Source organism: Pseudomonas sp. NPDC087639, assembly GCF_044743385.1.
Taxonomy (GTDB): Bacteria; Pseudomonadota; Gammaproteobacteria; order Pseudomonadales; family Pseudomonadaceae; genus Aquipseudomonas.
In genome coordinates this window covers 43,126-65,691 of record NZ_JBIUWI010000029.1, presented here as the reverse complement: position 1 = coordinate 65,691, position 22,566 = coordinate 43,126, and the positions used below count along the sequence as shown (strand labels likewise).

The following is a 22,566-nucleotide window of genomic DNA, read 5'->3' as shown; positions in this document are numbered from 1 at the left end:
CGCCACGGCCACTTCCACGGTGGTGCCCGGGACGCTGGAGTAGTGGATGACCGCCGGAGTGTTGTCCTTGGTGTTTTTACGAGCGCCCGCCGGGTCGGCGAGGATCGAAGCACGCAGGACGTTTTCCGGCAGGTTGTAGGCGCGACGCACGCCTTCGTTGATCATGTCGTCCAGGCCCATGGTGGCGCCATCCCAACGCACGTCCATACCTACGCGGACAAACACGGTAACGATACCGGTGTCCTGGCAGATCGGCCGGTGGCCGGTGGCGCACATGCGCGAGTTGATCAGGATCTGCGCCATCGAGTCACGGGCCGCTGGCGATTCTTCGCGCAGGTAGGCTTCGTGCATCGCCTGGATGAAATCCACGGGGTGGTAATAGGAAATGAACTGTAGGGCGTCGGCAACGCTCTGAATCAGGTCGTCTTGCTTGATCACGGTCATGAGTCGCGCTCCTCTAAAAGACGGGAACATTCAATAAGGTGCCTGCGGCTTGGGTGTATCGGTCGGTCGCAAGCACCTTTCAAGGCACGCCGGGGCTGCTGGCGCGACGCTAAAAAGGCGCGGCAGTATAACGCGCATCAAAGGGGCGTACACGCGCAGGTAGTCATTCGTTGGTCGCATGGTTGGGCGAATATCGGACATCGGGTTTTACTTCTACATCACCCGCTCAGCCCAGCCCTCTCCCTTGGGAGAGGGAGCCGATCCTCATGCTGTTCAAAATCTGAGTCGGGCTCAGACAACTTGGGGGGAAGGGGAGCCGATTTGTGTGGTTTTCAAAACCTCGATTCGGCTCGGTATTTCAGGTCGGTGTAGCTTGTGAGTGAAACGCGGTCAGTCCCCTCTCCCACCGGGAGAGGGCTAGGGTGAGGGGCTTTTGAGGCCACACTTTTGACGTCAAATTTCGAGCCCGAAAATCGGTGGTCATTTATCGACTACGCCACTAAAGTGGCAGCCGGTCTGTAGAGTAGGACACTCGGTCAGCCTCCAATCGCACGGTGAGTCAACGATTGACCCATAACGCCATTCAACGTCTTTTGCTCAAACGCTTTGCCCTCGCTGCAGCCACCTATGGATTGGCTTTGGTGCTGTTGTGGCTGGCGTTTTTCACCGGGCATTACGACCAATCCTTGAGCGCAGTGACCATCGGCAGCGCGCTGGTGGTGATCACTCAGGCCATCCTGTTCGGCCTGTTCTGGTCTGGCCGGAACCTGCGTTTTGCCGATCCCAGCCTGACCGAAGCGCAAGTGCTGCTCGGGCTCGGCTGGCAGACCTGGCTGATCGCCCATCTGGATGAAGCACGCAGCGCGTTTCTGGTGTTCTACGTGCTGATCCTGTTATTCGGTCTGTTTCATCTGAGTCGGCGGGCGTTTATTCGCTGTGCGCTGCTGGTGTTCTTCAGTTTCTGCGCAATTACCCTGTGGGACGGCTATCACATGCGCTTGCCGGAACCGGCGCTCGCAGCCTTGCAAGTGTGCGTCTTGGCGATGGTGCTGGCGTGGCTGGTGATTTACGCACGTTTCGTCCAGGTCTCGCGCCAACGCATGCGCCAGCGTCGCTTTGCCTTGCAGGCGCATCAGGACACCCTGCGCGGGATGATGCGCCAGCTTGAAGACCTGGTCGCCACCGACGAACTGACCGGCCTGTTCAATCGCCGGCATTTTCTGCGCCTGGCCTCGCGTGAACTGAATGCGATGGACGATGACGTGGTACACGGGCTGGCGCTGATCGACCTCGACCATTTCAAGCGCATCAATGATCTGCACGGCCATGCCGCTGGCGATCAGGTGTTGCAAGCCTTTGCCGGCGTTGCTCAAGCATGCCTGCGCGACGGCGATGTGCTGGCGCGTTATGGTGGTGAGGAATTCGTGGTATTGCTGCCCGACTGCGACGCCGAACGCCTTACGGCTTGTTGTGAACGGCTGCGCATCGCCTTTACCGACGTCGAACTGATCGGTCTGAACGTGCGAGATCTCAGCCTCTCGGCCGGCATGACCTTATTGGCGCTGGACGATGATCTGGACGACGCCTTGCAGCGCGCCGATCAGGCGCTCTATCGAGCCAAGCGTGACGGGCGCAACCGCTGTGCGGCCGCGTGGGAGAACGTCGATGCCTGAACTTCGCGTCGGTGAACGGCACTGGTCGGTGGCGGCGGGCAGCAATCTGCTCGATGCACTCAACCAGAACGGCGTGGCTGTGCCCTACAGTTGTCGCGCCGGCAGTTGCCATGCCTGCCTGGTGCAGTGCGTACAAGGCCTGCCGGCAGATAACCGCCCGGATGCCTTGAGCGCCGAACAGCGTGAGCAGGGTTGGCGGCTGGCCTGCCAGTGTCAGGTGATCGAAGATTTGCAGGTGCACACCTTTGACCCGATCAAGGACGGTCGCCCGGCCGTCGTCGAAGCGCTGGACTGGCTCGGTGACAACGTCCTGCGTCTGCGCCTGACCCCGCAACGGCCCTTGCGCTACAGCGCCGGCCAACATCTGGTGCTGTGGATCGATCACATCGCGCGGCCGTATTCGCTGGCCAGCCTGCCGGAAGAAGACCGCTTTCTTGAGTTTCACCTCGACTGCCGCCAGCCCGGCGAATTCAGCGATGCGGCGCGGCGCTTGCAGATCGGTGACCCGATCCGCCTCGGCGAACTGCGCGGCGGCGCATTGCATTACGACCCCGACTGGCATGCAAGACCGCTGTGGCTGCTGGCCGCCGGTACAGGTCTGGGCCCTTTGTTCGGTGTGCTGCGTGAAGCCTTGCGCCAGGATCACCAAGGCGCAATCCGCGTCATTCACCTGGCCCATGACGCCAGCGAGCACTATCTGGCCAAACCCCTTGCGGCACTGGCCGCGCAGCGGGATAACCTGACCGTCGAACTCTGGACGGCGGCCGAGTCGCCCGCCGCTTTGGCGCAACTGCGCCTTGTTTCCCGGCAAACCCTGGCCTTAGTCTGCGGCTCACCGACCAGCGTAGACGCCTTTGCCCGGCGGCTGTACCTCGCTGGACTGCCGCGCAATCAACTGCTGGCCGACGTCTTCCTCAGCCGTGGTTGAGCGCTGATCCATCAGACGCGAGACACGCCATGCCCGAAGCCATCCTGCTGGAACGCGAACGCGGTTTACTGACCCTGCGCCTCAACCGCCCTGACAAGAAAAATGCCCTGACCCGGGCGATGTACAGTCGTCTCGCCGAGGCGCTGAAGAAGGCTGAAAGCGATCCTGAAATCAACGCCGTGCTGATCACCGGCAGCGCCGATTGCTTCACCGCCGGCAACGACATCGCCGACTTCATCCAGCAACCGCCGAGCGATCTCGACAGCCCGGTGTTCCACTTCATGCTCAACCTGCTTGAGTTCCGCAAACCAGTGATCGCTGCCGTGGCCGGGGCGGCGGTGGGGATTGGCACCACGCTGTTGCTGCACTGTGATCTGGTCTACGTCAGCCGTGATGCGCGCCTGCGCATGCCGTTCGTCAACCTTGGTTTGTGCCCGGAGTTCGGCTCCAGCCTGATCCTGCCGCGCTTGCTCGGCCAGGCCAAAGCTTCTGAGTTGCTGTTGCTCGGTGAAGGCTTCAGCGGTGAACAAGCCGCCGAGTGGGGCATTGCCAGCGAAGCGTTGGGCAGCGGCGAAGCGGCACTGGCCAAGGCGCGGGAAATGGCCCTGCGCTTCGATGAGTTGCCGCCCGCAGCCGTGCGTATCAGCAAGCAACTGATGAAAGCGCCGGATCGCGAGCTGATCCGCAAAGTGATCGAAGCGGAGGGCGCGTTGTTCACCCAAAGGCTGCGATCGCCCGAAGCGCTGGCGGCATTGACCGGGTTTATCAAACGGCACTGAATCTTCGCGGCCTTGGCAGCGATGAGGGCCGAACAGGCGCCGCACCTGTTGGATCAGAATGCAAAAAGCCCCGCCATTCACATGGCGGGGCTTTCGCTTTTCAGCAACCGGTCACTCAGACCTGCGGGTCGCCCACGTGCAGGATCTTCATGCCGTTGGTGCCGCCGGTGGTGTGGTAGCTGTCGCCCTTGGTCAGGATGACCCAGTCGCCTTTTTCCACAACGCCGCGCTTGACCAGTTCGTCGATCGCCTTCTGGCTCACTTCGTGCGGCGGTAGCGATGCCGGGTCGAACGGCACGGTGTACACGCCACGGAACATGGCCGCACGGGCCTGAGTTTCACGGTGCGGAGAGAACGCGTAGATCGGCACCGAAGAACGGATGCGCGACATGATCAGCGGGGTGTAGCCACTTTCAGTCAGGGCGATGATCGCTTTGACACCCGGGAAGTGGTTGGCGGTGTACATGGCTGCCAGCGCGATGCTCTGGTCGCAGCTTTCGAACACTTTGCCGATGCGGTGGCTGGAGGTTTTACCGGTCGGATGCTTTTCAGCGCCGACGCAGATGCGCGCCATCGCTTGCACGGCTTCCAGCGGGTACAGGCCTGCGGCGGATTCGGCCGAGAGCATCACGGCGTCGGTGTAGTCGAGCACGGCGTTGGCCACGTCGGACACTTCGGCGCGGGTCGGCATCGGGTTCTGGATCATCGACTCCATCATCTGGGTCGCAACGATCACAGCCTTGTTGTGGCGGCGTGCGTGCAGAATGATTTTCTTCTGAATGCCCACCAGTTCGGCGTCGCCGATTTCCACACCGAGGTCACCACGGGCAACCATCACTGCGTCGGACGCCTTGATCAGGCCGTCGAGGGTTTCGTCGTCGGCCACGGCTTCGGCGCGTGCGCTCTTCGCCACCAGCCAGGCAGTACCGCCGGCTTCGTCGCGCAGTTGACGGGCGTAGTCCATGTCGGCGGCGTCACGCGGGAAGGACACCGCGAGGTAGTCGACTTCCATTTCGGCGGCGAGCTTGATGTCGGCCTTGTCTTTTTCAGTCAGGGCCGGCGCGGTCAGGCCGCCACCGCGACGGTTGATGCCTTTGTGGTCGGACAGCGGGCCGCCGATGGTCACAGTGCAATGCAGTTCAGTGGCAGTGGCGGTATCAACGCGCATCACGACGCGACCGTCGTCGAGCAGCAGCTCGTCGCCCACGCCGCAGTCTTTCACCAGATCCGGGTAGTCGATGCCGACCACTTGCTGGTTGCCTTCGGTCAACGGATAGCTGGTGGAGAAGGTGAACTGGTCACCGATTTTCAGCTCGATCTTTTTGTTGGCGAATTTGGCGATACGGATTTTCGGGCCTTGCAGGTCACCGAGCAGGGCGACGAAGCGGCCGTGCTTGGCAGCGAGGTCACGCACCAGTTTCGCGCGAGCCTTGTGCTCGTCGGGGGTGCCGTGGGAGAAGTTCAGACGGGCAACGTCCAGACCAGCCAGAATCAGCTGTTCGAGAACTTCCGGCGAGTTACTGGCCGGGCCAAGGGTAGCGACGATTTTGGTACGACGGACGGACATGCAAAGACTCCTGAGTTCAAGCGCTAGCGAAGGCTACTATGCTCGAGGGGTGTAGTCATTGTTCGTTTGCACTACTTTCTATTTTCTTTATTGAACGCGGTAACTTTGGGACAAACGCGCCTGAAGATTTCCGACCAGGGGTCGATACAGAGCACAAGACAGGAGAACCCCCATGCGATTGTTGCCCATTGCCGCCCTTGCCCTCAGCGTCCTCGCCGTCACGGGCTGCACCCGTTGGTCGATGAACCATCATTTGAACAACGCCTACAGCGCCTATGATCGCGGCAATTGCGAGCAGGTGATGCTCGAACTGTCCAAGGTCGAACGCGCCAGCCGTGCCCGCCCGTATGTGTGGCCGGAAGTGTCGATGATGCGCGGCCAGTGCCTGGAACGGCAGAAGCTGTTTGTCGATGCCGCGCAGACCTACCAGTTCATCATCGCCTCGTACCCCAACAGCGAATACGCCTACCGCGCCCGCGCGCGCCTGGAAACCTTGCAGAGCCTGGGCCATTACCCGACCCGCAGTGCCGCAGCCGTGGTGCGTCCGACCCGTTTTTGATGGTGGTTATCATACAAAAGCTGGCCGGTTGTACAAGCTGAGCTATAGTCGAATGAATCGGGTTTAGAGCCGTGTCTCTAATACCGTGCAACACCTGCGACTGGCCAGTTGTCAGGTGACGGCGATTTAGCGACCGTCACACCGGAAGCGGGGAGAGCGTGCCTGCCATACAGGTGCGTTCCGAAGCAAAGGTGCGGCTCTGTGATGGAGCCTTGCATGGCGAACTGCGCATGTTTACCGACCGCCGGATTGAACGGCATCAGCTGCCGTACTTCCTCAGAGTGTTCAACAGCGTCACCGACAAACCCATCGGCTTTCTCGGCAATGTGTCCGAAGACGGGCTGATGCTCATCAGCCAGTTGCCGATGATGATCGGTGCGGATTTCCATTTGCGTCTGAAGATCCCCTGCGGCGATGGCTGCCAGCAGGTGATCGATCTGGCTGCCTGCTGCCTTTGGTGCCACGAAGACGCGACCCCGCTGCACTACGACGCCGGCTTCAGCCTGCAACGACCGCCGGTGGAATACGGACAACTGGTCGAGGCGCTACGGCAATACTTCAGTTTTCAGCCGTTGCCGGCTTCGGCCTGAGTTCTGCGGCGCCTTCACCATTGCAATCGCTGGCAAGCCAGCTTCCAAAGGGTTTGCGTCGTTCACTGATGTTGTGTCCGCTCGCTGAACCTGTGGGAGCGGGCTTGCCCGCGATGGCGTCAGTTCAGGCGCCGCATGGTTAACGGTCAGGTAACGGCAATCGCCCGTTCGTTATCCAGCGCCTGCTCCGCCAGCAACAACCCCATTTCGCTCAATTGATAAATCGCCATCGCCAGATGCCGCGGCTTGTCGTCCAGGCTGTCCGCCAGATCCAGCAGCAGAATGCTCACCGACGAAAACGTCTCGTACGTCTGAATGGCCACGGCTTCGGGGTTGAGGTCGGGGGCGACCCTGAACATCTGCATGCCGCGATCAACGGAATTGCGCGGGTCAGGTTTCGGTTTGAGGTAGTGATCGAGGGCTTTTTCGGCGGCCTCGTGGAGTTTTTTTGATTCGGCGGATTTGTAGGGGGAAACCGAGTCGGTTTCGGGGGGATTCGGCGTGTCTTTGAACATAGTGATAACCCTAAGTTGGGGCCTTCACCACTTCGCGACTAAACGGAGGGTGGCGGCTGGACGCAGGTTAGTCGACCGGGGGGTATCACCAAAAACCGGCGCGCCGAAGCGCCCTACGTACAGCCACCATCGAGTGCAGGGATAGGGAATACCCGACTGGATGACGCTTATACACATTGATGACACACCCCGGGCGACTAAACCCGACCACTGATTGGCAGCGGCACGGATCAAGTTACGGGGCATCAGCCAAGCGCACAAGCCGGCGGATTCTGAGTGATGTGTAGGCAATGGCGCAACCCGGCGTAGCCGGATGTTGGCGGCTGTAGGACGTCACTGAACGGCAGTGCGGGAAAAGTTACCGTCCGTCGGTACTGTCAGATTTTACAGGTGCGAAAGGCAAGGGCGGAGGCGTATTAAAAGGTTTCCTGCAAGCCATCCCGCCCCAGTAACAAGAAGGAACTGATCATGGCGACCTTTGAAGAAGAGGGTACAACGGGTCCATCAGGTGATGCGCAAACCCTTGATTCTCCGCCCTACATTCTGACCCCTTTCGACGGTGGAAAAGTTGGAGCCCTGGTGACGGTCACTGGGGGCGGGCACGCCAGGCGCCATGTGCGAATTGTCACGCCTGGAAAAGAGGACTATTTGAGTTACGAAAAGCAAATGGACGGTGACGGGAGTTTTTCGTTGCCGCTTATAAATGGGCTGAAACCAGGAAAAAGTGAATTTCAGGTACTGCAATGGGAGTCAAGGCCGGAGTCTCATATGCGCAGTAAGGTGTGGACGGTTTATAACATTACGGCGCCGCTCATCTCTTCGAAACATAACAATCAGTTGGTGGGGAATTCATTCCTGCTGACGGGGACCGGTTGTCCGCCCTATGCGAAGGTGGTGAGCGAACACAGCTCGACTCATGAGGTTATTGGTGAGGGAAATGCCGATGGAAACGGCAATTTTTCGATCATGGTCGCGACCCCACGACAATCGCCAAGCTTGAGTTTGTTTGTTTTTTGGTCTGACAGCGTCAACAGTCGGGCGTCAGACATCATAACGGTGCGGGTTTTGGCCCCGTTGCTTCTTGGTCCTGCAAATGAACTTCTTGTGGGTAAAAAAACAACGTTTTGGGGCGATGGTTTGAGCGGTTCAACCGTCGACCTTTACCGATATAACGGCGCAATTGAGCACTACGGCAGCGCTCCAGTTCTCAATGGCAAATGGACCATAACGTCAAACGATCTGCCTGAAGGCAGGATTCAGATGCATGTCAGGGGGATGTTAGAAAACCTGGCGGCTTGGTCCAGTGTGGTAGTGCTTAATGTCATTCATGCGCCCGTCATTTCTTCCCCAGGTTCGGGTTCATTGGTGGACTCAACCTTTACGATTGAAGGTTCAAAGGGCATGCCTGGGGCTACTGTCGAGATTCTGCGCGATACGGGTGAGCACAATCCGATTGCCACCGGTCCGGTTCCAGAGGGCACGGAGTCATGGCGCGTGACTGTCAGCAACATGCCGCCGGGCCCCCTGAGTCTGGTGGCAGAACAGTTTGTCAGCGGCTTGGCGGAACATTCCAGGCGCAGTCTCCCGCGAGGATTCAAGGTTCGGCCTGCAAAATTTACCGGTGTCACCGTCGAGCTCACCGACACATCAATAAAATTTTCGGGTAGCGCACACCTTGGAGCAACGGTCGTGATCACCGTTCCCGGTTCGACTGTCACGCCACCAGCGCCCGTTGTGGCGAACGGAGGCAATTGGACAACCACGGCTACAGGCTGGCCGTACGGCATTTACACTGCGCACATCATACAAAAGGTCGGCGACGGTGCCAGTGGCTGGATCGAGTCGTTACCGTTTGAGTTTACGGTCGAAAATAGATTGCCTGATGTGAGTGAGTTGGCCTTCACCCCGGAATATCAACCGACCTTCAGCGGCAAGGGCAATGCTCGTGCGACCGTGTGGCTGTGGAAAATCGACAAGGACGAGGCGGTGGCGCCTCATGTGCCGCTGACGGTCAGTGGCAAATGGTCGAGCAAGGCCTCTGAAATCTGGGGGCCAACGTACAATCGACGAGTTCGTATCAAACAGGCGGGAGACGGGCAGGAAACAGAGTGGGTCTATCTGGATGTGACCATCCCGCCCTTGGCCCCCGGCCTGAACGACCCGGTGGAAGATGGTCTTTCCCCAAAGCTCAGCGGTACTTGCTGGCCAGGTGCCGCGGTCAAAATTCGGTACAGCGACGAAGACCAGGTCGAGCATGACGGGATTGTCAGTGGTGGTACCTGGCAGTTCCGGCGGGACAAGGAATTTGCGCCGGATGTGTCACATACCGTCACCGTCACCCAATTCGCCGCCGAGCAAACCTCGCCGCCGGTGTCAAAGACCTTCACTGTCAAAATACTCATGCTCCAACCGCTGATTACCCAGCCCGAGGACGGGGCGAAAGTCGGTCGCGTTGTCACGATCCAGGGTAAAAACGGTATGGAGGGCGCCACGATGCAGTTGCGTGACGTGCGTTTCGACCGCCCGCTCGGCAGTCCCAAGGTACTGGATAAGGACGGTGACTGGTCGATTGACCTCAGCGCTCTGGAGTTCAGGCTCTACACCTTCGATGCGCAGCAGACCCTGCTGGGCAGGCCTTCGGCTCGCAGTGACGCGCGCACTTTTGAAGTGGTGTTGCTGCCCCCGGAATTTCTCCAGCCGACGCAAAACGGCAAGCTGCCCCGCATGGCGAAGCTGGAGGGGCGCGGCATGGCGAACGGGTATGTCGAGATTTTTCTCGAAGGCCTCACCGAGCCTCTGCTCACGGATGTTCCGGTGAACCGGGAGGGCCATTGGGAAGCTGAAGTGACGTTGCCGGTAGGACATAAAACCATCTGGGCGCGGCAAACGTTCATGGATGAAACCGGCAAATTGCAGGAATCAGAAGACACGCCACTGCTGCAATTTGACCTCGTGCCGGCGGCGCCGTTTGTAGAGTCCCCAGTTGAAAATGACCAGGTCGGCCAGCAGGTCGTGGTGTCCGGCTTCGGTGTGCCGGGCGATACCGTCACTGTGCAGTTGAACCTTGGCACGCAAAGCACCGTCGTGCTGGAGGATCGCACCTGGTCGGTGAAGGTGACCTCGGGTGTGAGGAGCGGCTTTCACGTTTTGCAAGCGACGGCAATGTACAACAACTTCGAGTCGGATCCCGCGCAGCGAACGCTCGAACAGAGCACTTATCGACCCGTCATCGACGAGCCGGCAGCCGGGCGCTGGCTCAGTGATCCGGTGACGCTCGCCGGCAAGGGGCGCGCGGGCAGCGTGCATGTGGTGAGCTGGTTCAACCCGGACGTGAAATGGTCGCCGCCACTGGCTGTGTCCGGCGACGCATGGCGCGGCGAATCCGAAGTGCCACTGCCACCCGGAGGCAACTGGTGCCGCGTCGGGCAAACGCTTGTCGACGATCCTACCGGGGTAGAGGCTTCGGACTGGGCGTTGAGCGCGCGCTTTGAGATCAAAAACTCAAAACCGACCTGAGCCAGACCATCCGACGAACGGTCAATAGACCTGTCAGATCTGACAGTAGACGTTGATCTTTTCAAAGCGCCAAATCGTACTCACTCAATACGCAGTCTGCCGGAAGCGGCAGGCTGTTCGGGCCAGTTGTCGCCTCAAGGAACCTGATCATGGTCGATTCGCGCCGCCCAGTCCTGCAACTGTTCGATCAGTTGTTTGCTGAGGAGCAACAAGTACAAAACATCGGGCTGGGAAACCTGAAAGCCTACCTCGAGAAGGGCGGATCGATTTTTCCTTTGGTGGAGAAGGGCGTTCAAGGCTTGGTCAGGGAACAGCGGGTAACCCCCGATGACGCGCGGCGGTTTCTGCGCTCGGCCAACAGCATGGCCACGTTTTTGCGTCGCCAGTTTATCGAGCAAACCCTGACCGGCGAAAAGACCACTGCAACACGTAGTTCAAGCGGTTTGTTATCAATGGTTGACGGCCCCAGTTATGAATATCTGATCGGTACACGTTTTGCCGCACTGTGTCCGCCGAATGCACTGGAGTCACTGTTGTCGCCAGTGGCTTATCTGATTGAACTGTTGCGCTGGATTCGAGACCGTATCGAGTCTGTAGACAATCCGCCGGCGGAATTTCGACTGCATAACCGCCGTACTGATTTGCTGCCGTTGTCTGTCGACTTCAATGCGGTTTATCAGTCGATATCTTCGGTCGACATCATTGTCTCGGTGCTGGAAGCTTTCATTGTTGCGAACACGGAAAGCGAGAACAGTGCGTCGATTGAAGACGCGTTGATCGAAGCCCGCTACCCCAATGGCCTGCCGTACTACCAGCATTGGGTCACGCTTGATGGCATTGCCCAGTCTCATGGCCTGTCGGTGGGCGATTTCGAGCACAGGGTTGATCTAGCGTACCCGTATTTTCTGCAAGCCAGTGCCCGTGGCCCCAATACCGGTCCCGGTTTTGCTCATGCGTCGCGGCTAGGCCCTTATCAGCGGCAAATATTGACAGAGCCGCGTGCGGGGCTCGATGAGGCCGAGGCTTTCTACGCGCACAATTTCGGTACTGATAATCTCGATAAGTATCAAAACCTTAATCAGTTTGCGTTTTTAGGCCAGCGGACAAAGTTGACCAGTACGCAGATCGAAGCCTTGCTGTCGATTCGCGATTTTGCACCGGTACGTTCAGCCAATGTGACCTACCCGGATGAGGCGCCCGAGATACCGCAAAGCGAGCGTTCAGGATCGGTCTACATCAACAACAACACCTTTCCGCCGGTGCGGATCGACGACGAGTCATTGTTACTCCCTCGCCTGACAGCAAATCCCGACGACGAAACTGGCTTCAACCGCTATGACCGGATGAATCAGATGGTGCGTCTGGCCAATTGGGTCGGATTGCCTTTTGACGAGCTGGATGCAGTGTTGGTGGCAGCCATCAGGGCGGTGCCGCGCGGCAGTGGACCGAAAATCGATTTGCAACAAATGAACATGTCGAGCGGCGTCGTGCATGCACTTGGCCTGTTTCAGACCTTGCGCGAGCGCTACGAATGCACAGCCGCCGACTTTGCTGTGTTTATGGGCGAACTGGCGGTTTATGGCCGTGGCGACGCGCTCTCGCAGTTCGACCGGATTTTCAATAATCAGGTGGGCTATCGCGAACCCTTGAGACTCGACAACGGTGAGTTTGCACTGGCGCCGGTGCCGGGCGAGGTTGATTTGACGATCAGCCAGTTGTGCAGCGGTCTGGCGATCGACCTGCAGACTTATTACTACCTGGCAATGACGGTGGCCAACGCGCACGGCCTGACGGAAAAACTGACGCGCAGTCCGGCGATTATCAGCGCCTTTTACCGCCTGGTGAGACTGCCCCGACTGTTGAACATTACTCCCGTCGAAGGTGTGCTGATGCTGTCGTTGATGGGTGGGGATTCGTGGGTCAAAGGCGTGGCGGGTGTTCCTTATATCCACACCGTGCCGGCTGGTTCACCGGATGTGCTGGAACTGATCGAAGCCATGCAAAGCTGCGTTCAATGGTGCGCGCAAAGCAATCTGCCGGTGCTGTGGGTGTTGCAACACGCCGTCGCTGCGCAACCGGCGCTGGAACCGACTGAGCAGGATCTGCAGTTTTTCGAGCAGCTGCGCAATTTGCTGCCGACGGCACTGTTGTCCAATAGCGCTTTTCTGATGGCGGGTGTGCCGCCTGCCGGGGCCGCCAACTGGCTGGAATTCCTCGCAATACATGCCAATAACCTGAGTCCGATTGTCGATGCCTATGGTCTGGTATTGCCATATGTCGGAACTGCCGAGCAGTACCTGGTCTTTGTCCACGCAAAAATCGAGTGGGCGGTCGACAGTGCCTTGGGCGTGATCGAACCACTGTTGCGCCAGAACATCATCGACATCATGACCCGAGTGCTGTTGCAGGTCCGGGATGCTCAGACGTCGCTGGTGAAAGAGACGCTGGCCGTGTATGCCGGCGTGGGTGTGGAACAGGCAATACCGATCCTTAACTGGGCAAATGCCACGGTTCATCAGTTACTGCAACAAGTGCTTGAGCTAACCGACGCGAGTTCGGAGCAACCCGAACGAACGCGCATCCGCATTGCCAACCCGATGCTCGATCTGTTGGCGGAGGTACGACGTCGCAGCGAGGTAGTGACGACGCTGGGACTGAGTGCCGCGCTGTTGCTCGATTATCTGGATTACGGCTACAGGGATTGGCTTGCTCAGACCAACAAGCATGAGTTGTCGCTGCGCACGCTGTATTACCTGACGACGCTTACCCGGGCCTTCGGCTTGAGCGAACAGCCGGCGCAGAAACTCTTGGACTACCTGCGCCAGGTGAATGCACTGCCCACCGTCACGGGGGATGCGATGAAGCTTGCCCAACAGGCTGCCGCCATCAAACTGGCCGACTTTTTTGGCTGGAGCGTGCAGGAAGTACGTGAGTGCGTCAGTCGCATTGATCCCACGGACCTCAAGGTGCTGAAAAACCTCAGTCAACTTGATCTGTTGATGCGGATCCGGGTGCTGTCCGCGGAAACCGGAATGGATGCGTTGACGATTTTCCTGATCGGCAGCTTGCCCGAGACCGTCGACAAACAAGCTTATGAAAACGCTGCCGAACTTGCCCTGTTGGGCGAGTCTCATACGCGCGCGCCAACGGTGCATGTGCCGGGCGACCTCAAGGCGTTGGTCACGACCACGTGCGAAGTGCAGGGTGACAACAACGTGGTGGCCAACAAGCCTGGCGAACACATCACTTATAAGGTGACCCTGTGCGATGCCAAAGGGGCTGCGCTCAGTGGTGTCAACGTTTACTGGCAGGCCACCTTGGGCCGCATGGAAACAGGCGCGACCCAGATAGACGGAACGCTGTTGGCCGAGTTCATCCCAGGCAAGGTCATGGGCACCGATACGCCAATCTTCTGGCTGGACTTGTTTGACCCGGAGTACGCCCCTCCTTTGGAGATCGGGTTCGAAGTCCAATCACTGTCTTTTCCGCTTGCGGAACTGTCGCCAACCCCCTTGGGGGATGTGCCGCAAGGCCAGGAAGTCGAACTCTATGCCCTGCTTGAGGACAGGTACGCAAACCGTGGAAAAAACTCGCTGGTTGAATGGTTTGCAGAGAGCGTCGGCCCCGAAAAAAATGCACTGGCGACGATACGGCCATCGCAGGGGTTCACCGACCAGCAGGGGCTCACACGGGCTTTTGTTTCCAGTTCGACGGGCGGCACCTTCATCTTCTCGGTTCGCACTCAAGGTGGAGATGCCGAAAGAACATTCGTCGACTCCATCACCTTTGCGAGTGGTTCGACACCGGGGTAAGCGATGTTGCTTGGCGAACGTTTGTCCCCGGGTTCTACCCCAAGGAGCTGAATCATGGCACTGAGTAATATTGGCGGGCTGCTGGAAAAGCGCCGTTCGGCGCTGCTCGAATACTGCATCGGCCAGGTTGGCAATGCGAAATACCCTTTTGTGAAAACGCCGACCGATTTGTTCGAACTGCTGCGCATGGATCCGCTGGACACCTATCAGGTGCAGAGCTCCTGGGTGGCCGAAGCAACAAGTTGTGCGCAGCAGTACATTCATGCGGTGTATCGCAAGCTTGAGCCAGGCTTTGAAACACAGCGGTTCGACAAGCGGCATCTGGAGGAGTGGGAGCTTTGCAACAACTACCCAGACTGGGCGGCGGTGCAGATGATTTCGTGCTACCCGGAAAACTTCATCAATCCCTTTGTGCGTCTGCGCAAGACCAGTCTGTTCAAAAACCTGGAAAACAACCTCAACCAGGCGCGTTTGAACAACGATTCCGTTCAGGCTGCCCTGCAGGACTATTTGCAGGACTTCGAAAAGACCTGCGATCTGGACGTGATCAGTTGCTACATGGAGGGCACAACGCCTGCCCGCGCCGATTATTACTTTGTCGGGCGTCAACGTGTGCAGCCGTTCCAGTATTTCTGGCGCAAGGCCGAAATTGAACTAGGCGCCTCCACCGTTGCAGTCAATCCGGCCGCCTGGAGTGAGTGGCAAGCCGTGGAGATTCCGTCCGGCAACCGCGTGCTGGATATTCGCCCGGTGGTGTGGAATGGCCGGTTGTGTCTGGTCTGGGCCGAATGGCGTGACAAGGTCGCCAGCAAAGTAGCGGGCGAATACACCCCGAACAAACTTGAAATCAATCTGGCGTTCATGGCGCAGAACGGCCAATGGTCGGCACCGTTGAACCTGCACAGTTCGGAGTATGACCGTGCGCTTTTGCCGGACACGCGGTTGATTGCGAGCGTGCGCACCGACTATCTGGATCCCAAGGGCAAGCTGGGTGTTTTGATGTCGGGCAAGTTCGTACCGGCAGGGTCTGAACCTGATGATCTGAGGGTTTTCGCCGTTTATGACGTACTGATGCGCCCCGTCAGCGGCGACGGCGGGGGCTGGCTGGATTTGGCGCTGCAACACCGATTCGTCAGCAACGAAACGGTTCAGCACCCGCTGAGCAGTCAGGTGACGGTTGTTCCACGGGTGCAGGTACCGGGCGTCATGACGCCGCATCTGGATGTGCAGGTCATGGCTCTGCGGGTGGATGAAAGCGATCTACTGATGGTGCAGGGTTTTTGCCGGCCCACGGGACGTGACAGTGCCTTGCAAAAAATGACGTTGGGGATAAACCAGGCAGGCGGGGACCCAAGCCCGATAGTCCAGGATGTTGATGAGGCGGGCGGCTGGGTCACGGCGCCGTGGATAAGCAGTCGAGCCAAAGGATCATGGCCGAACCCGACCACGTTCTCATTAGGTTTTCCCAATTGGGCGGGGGGAGAAGTGTTGTTCGACCTGAGGATTGTCGACCTCATGGACTTCACCCCGCCGACCCTGCACAAAAATACCGTTGATGCCGCGCAGTTTCTTTCCTTCAACCAGACCGGACTTGCATTGAAGTTCACCCGGCTCAATTCATTGTTTGGGCCGGAACTGGTGCAGCGCTCGAATATTTCCGTGGATGCCGTCCTGGACTGGGAAACCCAGTTCTTGCCGGAGCCACCGCCCACCGGTGTGGTGTTTGATGAACCCAACGGTGCGTTCAACGGGGCCAACGGCCTGTTTTTCTGGGAACTGTTTTTTCATCTGCCGCATTTGATGGCCACGCGCTTGCGCGATGAAGAGCGCTTCCGTGAAGCACAAAACTGGCTGCATTACCTGTTCGATCCTCAGGCACCTGCCGATCCTGTCACAGATCCACCCACTGCCAATCCGAAACCGAGGTATTGGCGCTGCCGCCCTTTGGACACCGTTCAAGGCGAGCCGGGTTGCGAAACGCAAGACCCCACAGACCCGGATGCCATTGGCTACGCCGCCCCCGCGCACTTCCAGATTCTGGTGTTCACCGATTATGTGAAAAACCTGATGGCCTGGGGTGACTGGTATTACCGGCAACTGACCCGTGACAGTCTGGTGGCGGCCAAGTTGTGCTATGTCCAGGCCGGGTTTCTGATGGGCGAGGCGCCCTCCGCCAGCACGGCAACCCGTTGGCAAACCAATACAGTCGAAAGCCTCTTGAATCAGAGCGCTTCGCGGCCCAGGCTCGAAGCTTTTGAGCAGACGCTGAATTTCAGCCTGGCGGATTTTCCGCTCGCCTCGGATACCCCGCCCATGCTCGGCCTGTTGGCGTGCGGGCCTTTTGAAATTCCGATCAATCAGTCGTTGCTCGACCTGTTCGAAGCCCCCCATCGACGGATGTATGGCCTGCGCAACAACCAGACCATTGATGGCAAACCGCTGGATATCCCCCTGTTCAGCCCCGCCACTGATCCTAATCAATTGTTGCGTGACCTGGCGTCCGGTGGCGTGGCCGGGCCTAGACCGATGGGCGGGCGGCTGGTGGTCAATGCGTTCCGCTGGCGCGTGACGTTCGAAGTCGCGCTGCGCGCGGTGCAGGCGTTGCAGGATTACGGCAGTCAGGTGCTGAATTTGCTTGAAAGACGCGATCGCGCCGAGCAGGAAGAGTTGCAGCAAAACCATCTGGTGGAGTTGGGCAGCTACGCCGAGACGGTGCAGGAACAGTCCATCGCTCAGTTGGAGGCCAGCGTGACGGCGCTGCAGCATAGCCGGGCAGTGGCGCAGGAACGGGCCGATGCTTACGCAGCGCGCTACAACGACAACGTCTCGGCGATTGAGTATCAGGTCATGGCAAGCCTGAAACAGTCGAAAACATTCACCTTGCAGGCCAAAGTCGTCAAAACCGCAGGCGGGGTCATTGCGGCATTGCCAAAAATCTATGGTATGTCCAATGGTGGTTTCAAGCCCGAAAATGCATTCGATGCAGTCGCTTTCGGCCTGGAGGTTGCCTCTTCGCTATTGCAGATCGACGCCGATAGTCAGGCCACTACCGAAGGTTACCGTCGCCGCCGTGGCGAATGGGGCCTGCAACGCGACCAGGCTCTGGCGGAGGTGCGGGCCATCGATGCGCAGATCGTAGCGCAAACCCATTCAGTCACCGCTGCCCGATCCAACCTTGAGCAAACCCTCAGGGGCAACGCTCAGGCATTGACGGTTTACAACTACCTGAAAAAACGCGCCAGCAACGCCGAGCTGTTCGGCTGGATGCTCGGTCAGCTCAAGGCGCTGCATTATCAGGCCTACGATGCGGTGATCAGCCTGTGCCTCAGCGCCCAGGCTTCACTGGCTGCCGAAACCGGCGATTACGATGCGCAGATCCCCTTGCCCCAGGTCTGGCTCGACCACCGCCATGGCCTGACCGCCGGTGAGCAGTTGCGTGGGCATCTGCTGCGTCTGGAACGTGAACACCTGCAACGTCAGGAGCGACGGCTGGAACTGGTCAAAACCGTCTCCTTGCGGCACTTGTTCAGTGACGAAGTTGAGCGCCAGGTGGGGGTTGCCGACTGGGCGGATGCCTTGGAGCAATTGAAAGATACTGGCGTGCTGGAGTTCAAGCTGACCCAGTTGCTGTTTGATCGTGATCATCCGGGCCACTTCTGCCGGCAGATCAGTTCGGTGGAAGTCGATCTGCCGGTACTGACCGGACCCTTCGAAGATGTCCGCGCGACCTTGCTCCAGATCAGCAGTATGACGGCGACCCGATCGACCACGCAGTCGGTGCAGTACTTGCACAATCCGATCGGGGTCGCGCCATCGGATGTGGTGATCAATCTGCGCAGCGCTCAGCAAATAGCGTTGTCGCTCGGGGTTGCCGACAACGGCCTGAGCGCCATGAAGCCCGATGAGGGGATGCTTAATCCGTTTGAGAACACCGGTGCGATCTCCAGTTGGCAACTGAAGTGCCCGTGGCCGGAAAAACAGCCGCAGGCAGCAATGCTCGCCTCGTTGACCGACATCATTGTGCGCATCCGCTACACCGCCAAGGCTGGTGAGCAGACCTTCATCCAAAAAGTCATGGATCTGGTCACCGAGGCTGAAAACGCCAGGCTGGACAAACCGTTCAAAGGGGCACGCAGTCATGAATGATCCAGTCATCCAAGCGAATGAAAGTCTGGTGCGTAATGGCGATTTCAATGACCGGCTGAACGAGTGGACTCGAAAAGGCCAAGTAGGTTTGGCAGCGGAAATGTATGAGGGCTGGCTCACCAATTTTATGGATGTCGGGGTTGGAAGCTTTGCCACACAGGCCTTTGCGATCCCTAAAAAACCCGACGCCAATGCCAGGTACGAATTGTCGTTCCTCTGCGAACTGCGGCCCGGAGTGTCTTGGTCAGGCGATTCCGGCTGGTTGCGCATCCTTAAGGGCGACGACGTGCTATTGAGCATCGAGCTCAGGAAAGGGGATTCACGCAACCTTGAACAGGATCAAGCCCGGCTGGCGGCAGGGCAGCCGTTGGAGTTCCTGCCGATTGCCTATAGAGCGTCACTGGATGAGTTGGCGTTTGATAGTGGGGAGGAGCTGAGTGTTCAGGTCAGTGGTGTCGCGGCCAACCCTTTAGATACCCGTTCGTCTGTCTGTATCACCCGCATTGACCTCCAATTGCATCTGGAACCATTGAGGCTGCAAGAGATGCGCCTCGATGATCAGACTCTGGCGCCAGGCGCTGCGTTACACCTGTGCCTGGGAACGACGATCCTTGGCACTCCACATCGGTTGACGTTCTTGCCTGAGCCGGGAAATGCCTGGGAAAACACCGAGGCTTCGTTGAGCAGCGTCGGCAACCCTCGGGAAGCAATCATCGCGACACCTGATTGGGGTGTCGATCAATCGCTGGAATCCGAATGGCTGCTCGATTGCCCGTGGGTGGGGGATGAGGAGCGCTATGAGTTTGCGTTGACCTTGCGCAACCGGTACTCCGCCGAACCTTTCACTATCCCGATTTCACTGGGACATCACCGTCTGGCATTTCGTGATGAGCAGCAAGCCAGTCATTATCCGGTGCTTGAGTATGAAGACCAGGGCGTATGGCTGGGTGTGCGTGTGGTGTCGTATTACACCAGCCAGGCGATTGCAGACCAAACGGTGAACTGGTCGGTTGCAGGGCAAGGCGTCAAAGCCGCTTCGGTTACCAATGAGCAAGGCTGGGCCGAGTTCTATTACCAGCCGGAGGCGGCGGGTGATGTTGTTGTCACCGCAACGGTTGCCAGTCCTTACTACACCGAAGGCGAAGTCAGCATGCCGTTTGAGGTGAAGGTCCTGGCCACGGATCCGTGGAGCGACCTGAAGGAAATCATTGGCGGAGCACCGACAGACTGGGACACCCCCGGGTACCCGAACCGGGGCTCGACTCATGAATTGCAGGTACGCCTGCCCGCCGACAGTCCTTTGCTGAACACCACGATGGCGTTGCGCTGGAGCGGCGATGGGCATGAGCAACTCGGTGTGGTTGTCGAACCGCCCGTCGGGTCCCCGGTGCTTGTTGAAACACCCGACATGGGCTGGACGCTGACCTGCGAGGATCGGCTGGACGGCCGGTTCAAACTGTCACTGGTTTGCTCAATGCTCAAATTGCCGGCTCCCGAAAAAATCATGTCGCTGGCGCGCAACATCGTGCGGATTGCCGACGTGCGCGAGGCCAACAAGTATCCGGTGGTGGCGGATAGGGAAATTGTGGTGTTGCGCCTGCAAGTGGTGCATGTCACAGCAAGCGGCGACGGCGAGGGTGTCATCGACGCTCGGGTCGACTGGGACACCCTCGATGGCCCGTTTTCGACCCGCACCGGCACCGGTGGCTGGGCGAGTCTGTCTTTCGTGCCAAGACAGGTCGGCGAGCAGGTCGTCACCGCCAGCGTCAAGGCCTACGAAGGTGCGGTGGGCATTGAGCGCAAATTCGATGTGAAAGCGATTGCGACCAGTTCCTGGAAAGACAAGGTGGAGATCAAGGTGGATAACCTATCCATCCCCCATATCAAGGGAGTCGTGTGTTACCGAGGGGAGACACACACCTTGCAAGTCGAGGCGTTACCCGGCAGCCCATTGATTGGCCAAAACATTACGCTCGAGTGGCGGGGTAGCGAGCCGGGTATCGGCCTGGTGGCGAGTGACATCGGAACACCCAAGACTTTGCCCGCCGAGGGCGGCCTGAGCTGGACACTGGAGTCTGATCTTACGGGCAGCATCAGCAGCATGTTTGAGATGAGATTGACTTGTGCAGGGCTTGAAGATCGAGAATTTTTCGGGCGCCTGATGAAGCGTGATTTTCAGGATGAATTGTCCGTGGTACTGGATCAGATGACCACGACGAGGGGGCAGCAACTCTACCCATGTCTAGGGGCCAGGCACCGCTACACCCTGAGGCCTCACGCGTTGAGTCCTTTGGTGGGGTTGAATATCGCTCCGTTGTGGGTGAGTGGCGACACACCGGACAAGCTGGGTATCACGATCGAGCCTGCTTTGATAACTGAGCAGTGGCTGGAGGATGGTGGCGCAACCTGGACACTCGATTGTTCAAGCGCTCCGGCACCGGCTGATTTTTCCCTCCTTTTCCAGACGCCTTTGGGTCGAGTCGATGCCAACCAGATGAAGATGGGTCACAACAAATTCAGGATCGAGGCGTCGCACGAGTCAGCGGTGGATCCGGTTGTCGGGCAGGATCCCGCGTGGATGTGGGTGCAGCTGGTGTCTCATTTCACAGACCTTGCCGTGGATCAGGTACCAGTGAACTGGACCGTGGATGAAAAAAACCAAGAGCACAAAACCGCTGCTGACGGTTGGAGTGGCTTCCCCTTTGTGCCCGCCACGGGAGGGGGCAAAACGGTCGAGGCCCGGGTGATCAGTCCGTATGACGGCTTCGAAGAATCCCGTTCGATGACGGTCAATGCGCTGGCGAGTGATCCGTGGGAAGAGGTGACGCTCAATTTTGATGGGCAAGTGGAACAGTCATTGGGAACACAGACGTTCTTCCCGCGGCGCAATGGGGAACACAGACTTGACGTGAAAGCCCCGCAGGGCAGTGCCTTGTTTGGCAAGTATCTGACGCTGGGCATGATGGACACCGGGCCAACGGAACTGGGCATACGCTTTGAAGAACCCAGGCTTGGCGAACCCAGGTATTTCAGCGAAGCAGGATTGACCTACCAATTCAGGGTAGGCGATCTCAAGGACGGAAGCTTTGGCCTGGGCCTCTCGTCCTCTCGGCTGGCGCGCCTGTCACCGGTCAACGCATTTTCGGTGGGTCAAGGCTCGCAGGTGGTGAAAATCGCCGAGCGCCAGCGGATCAACAAGACGCTGCTGTGGTGGGAGGTTGTGTCTGAACAGATCACCGTCATCTCGGTGGTCAGCGGCAAGCCGATGGTGGGGGTGACGGTGACGTGGCGCAGTCCTGATCTGGGTGTCGTGACGTCGACCACCAATTTTTACGGCGTGGCGAAAATAGCCTTTGTACCAACCACACCCGGGGCGTTTGCACTGACGGCAACGGTGGGGGATGAGCTGTATTCGGATTCGGTTTCGATGGCGTATTTTCTGAGCGAGCCTCGGCAGATCAGCGCGTTGGTCATTGATGAGCCCGGCGGCTATCCCGGCCAGCAAATGACCGCACAGGCATGGGTTGTTTCGGCAAATACCGGGGAGCCTATGGCAGATGTCGAGGTGATGTGGGAGCACGACAACACATCGATACCGGCAACACTGACGGATGCCGATGGCAAGGCAACGTGTAGTTTTACCTTCGGGTCATCGGGTGAGGCTGCTTTGTGGGCGTCGGTAAAGGGCGGTTTGGCTGGCTGGGATGTGAAAACGCTGTGGTTGACCGTCATTGAACGTCCAGCGGCAGTGGCCTCCGTTGTCGCTTCGCCCAATCCGGTTCCCTTGCAGACCTATGTAACCATGACTGCATTGATCGTGGGTAAGGAGTCTCGAGAGCCGATGCCTGACAGAAAGATCCAGGTCTCAAATAATGGAGCACCATTCTTCGAAACCACTACCGATCACAAGGGGCGATATCAGAGCCATTGGAGACCGATGGCTATAACGGATAACGTTTCCCTCGCCGTCAAGCTCGACAACCCAGATGGCACCTCGGACAGTGGTGCCGTGTATGTCACGGTCGTGAGCTGATCGA

12 protein-coding genes are annotated in these 22,566 nt (G+C 58.6%); 9 read left to right on the top strand and 3 right to left on the bottom strand.

The window, feature by feature from the left end:
• On the bottom strand, window positions 1-444 hold a 444-nt coding region (locus ACIOVB_RS14515; protein WP_401268698.1), incomplete at its 3' end, for a fumarate hydratase.
• Between the two features lie 566 nt (window positions 445-1,010).
• Between ACIOVB_RS14515 and ACIOVB_RS14510 the strand changes: the two genes are divergently transcribed.
• The 3 genes from ACIOVB_RS14510 to ACIOVB_RS14500 are packed head-to-tail and all read left to right on the top strand — an operon-like array spanning window position 1,011 to window position 3,824.
• Window positions 1,011-2,117, top strand: a complete 1,107-nt coding sequence (locus ACIOVB_RS14510) for a diguanylate cyclase domain-containing protein (RefSeq protein WP_401268696.1) — start codon at window positions 1,011-1,013, stop codon at window positions 2,115-2,117.
• Entirely contained in the window at window positions 2,110-3,045 is a 936-nt protein-coding gene (locus ACIOVB_RS14505; protein ID WP_401268693.1) for an iron-sulfur-binding ferredoxin reductase, read from the top strand. Before ACIOVB_RS14510 ends, ACIOVB_RS14505 begins: the two co-directional genes overlap by 8 nt.
• Before the next feature lie 29 nt (window positions 3,046-3,074).
• A complete protein-coding gene (locus tag ACIOVB_RS14500) occupies window positions 3,075-3,824 on the top strand; it encodes an enoyl-CoA hydratase-related protein (protein ID WP_401268691.1) in 750 nt (249 codons plus the stop codon).
• Window positions 3,825-3,939: 115 nt separating this feature from the next.
• Here the strand turns inward: ACIOVB_RS14500 and pyk are convergent, their stop codons facing one another.
• Window positions 3,940-5,391, bottom strand: coding sequence for a pyruvate kinase (gene pyk / locus ACIOVB_RS14495; protein ID WP_401268688.1), 1,452 nt, complete (start codon window positions 5,389-5,391; stop codon window positions 3,940-3,942).
• Window positions 5,392-5,563: 172 nt separating this feature from the next.
• On the opposite strand from pyk, the gene ACIOVB_RS14490 reads away from it, so the two are divergent.
• Both ACIOVB_RS14490 and ACIOVB_RS14485 read left to right on the top strand, forming a co-directional pair.
• Window positions 5,564-5,950 carry a tol-pal system YbgF family protein gene (locus ACIOVB_RS14490; RefSeq protein ID WP_401268686.1) on the top strand — a complete coding sequence of 129 codons (387 nt, stop codon included), beginning with the start codon at window positions 5,564-5,566 and terminating at the stop codon, window positions 5,948-5,950.
• Window positions 5,951-6,180: 230 nt separating this feature from the next.
• Complete coding sequence (locus ACIOVB_RS14485; protein ID WP_187678107.1) at window positions 6,181-6,540, top strand: PilZ domain-containing protein; 360 nt, start codon at window positions 6,181-6,183, stop codon at window positions 6,538-6,540.
• Window positions 6,541-6,686: 146 nt separating this feature from the next.
• On the opposite strand, the gene ACIOVB_RS14480 is transcribed toward ACIOVB_RS14485, so the two are convergent.
• Window positions 6,687-7,055, bottom strand: a complete 369-nt coding sequence (locus ACIOVB_RS14480; RefSeq protein WP_401268683.1) for a DUF6124 family protein — start codon at window positions 7,053-7,055, stop codon at window positions 6,687-6,689.
• Between the two features lie 468 nt (window positions 7,056-7,523).
• Between ACIOVB_RS14480 and ACIOVB_RS14475 the strand changes: the two genes are divergently transcribed.
• The 4 genes from ACIOVB_RS14475 to ACIOVB_RS14460 all read left to right on the top strand — a co-directional run bounded on the left by ACIOVB_RS14475 (window position 7,524) and on the right by ACIOVB_RS14460 (window position 22,562).
• The gene (locus ACIOVB_RS14475) at window positions 7,524-10,571 is read left to right on the top strand and encodes a hypothetical protein (RefSeq protein WP_401268681.1); all 3,048 of its coding nucleotides are present in this window, start codon (window positions 7,524-7,526) and stop codon (window positions 10,569-10,571) included.
• Window positions 10,572-10,720: 149 nt separating this feature from the next.
• Window positions 10,721-14,383 carry a Tc toxin subunit A gene (locus ACIOVB_RS14470; protein WP_401268678.1) on the top strand — a complete coding sequence of 1,221 codons (3,663 nt, stop codon included), beginning with the start codon at window positions 10,721-10,723 and terminating at the stop codon, window positions 14,381-14,383.
• A gap of 54 nt (window positions 14,384-14,437) precedes the next feature.
• On the top strand, window positions 14,438-18,529 hold the full coding sequence (locus ACIOVB_RS14465; protein WP_401268677.1) for a neuraminidase-like domain-containing protein: 4,092 nt from the start codon (window positions 14,438-14,440) through the stop codon (window positions 18,527-18,529).
• Window positions 18,522-22,562, top strand: a complete 4,041-nt coding sequence (locus ACIOVB_RS14460; protein WP_401268675.1) for a hypothetical protein — start codon at window positions 18,522-18,524, stop codon at window positions 22,560-22,562. Before ACIOVB_RS14465 ends, ACIOVB_RS14460 begins: the two co-directional genes overlap by 8 nt.
• The last annotated feature ends 4 nt before the right edge of the window (window positions 22,563-22,566 follow it).

What these genes read in the sequence shown, in the direction of transcription:
- pyk (WP_401268688.1), bottom strand. Translation starts at nt 5,391, where the DNA reads ATGTCCGTCCGTCGTACCAAAATCGTCGCTACCCTTGGCCCGGCCAGT.
- ACIOVB_RS14485 (WP_187678107.1), top strand. Translation starts at nt 6,181, where the DNA reads ATGTTTACCGACCGCCGGATTGAACGGCATCAGCTGCCGTACTTCCTC.
- ACIOVB_RS14480 (WP_401268683.1), bottom strand. Translation starts at nt 7,055, where the DNA reads ATGTTCAAAGACACGCCGAATCCCCCCGAAACCGACTCGGTTTCCCCC.
- ACIOVB_RS14460 (WP_401268675.1), top strand. Translation starts at nt 18,522, where the DNA reads ATGAATGATCCAGTCATCCAAGCGAATGAAAGTCTGGTGCGTAATGGC.
- ACIOVB_RS14475 (WP_401268681.1), top strand. Translation starts at nt 7,524, where the DNA reads ATGGCGACCTTTGAAGAAGAGGGTACAACGGGTCCATCAGGTGATGCG.
- ACIOVB_RS14500 (WP_401268691.1), top strand. Translation starts at nt 3,075, where the DNA reads ATGCCCGAAGCCATCCTGCTGGAACGCGAACGCGGTTTACTGACCCTG.
- ACIOVB_RS14470 (WP_401268678.1), top strand. Translation starts at nt 10,721, where the DNA reads ATGGTCGATTCGCGCCGCCCAGTCCTGCAACTGTTCGATCAGTTGTTT.
- ACIOVB_RS14505 (WP_401268693.1), top strand. Translation starts at nt 2,110, where the DNA reads ATGCCTGAACTTCGCGTCGGTGAACGGCACTGGTCGGTGGCGGCGGGC.
- ACIOVB_RS14465 (WP_401268677.1), top strand. Translation starts at nt 14,438, where the DNA reads ATGGCACTGAGTAATATTGGCGGGCTGCTGGAAAAGCGCCGTTCGGCG.
- ACIOVB_RS14490 (WP_401268686.1), top strand. Translation starts at nt 5,564, where the DNA reads ATGCGATTGTTGCCCATTGCCGCCCTTGCCCTCAGCGTCCTCGCCGTC.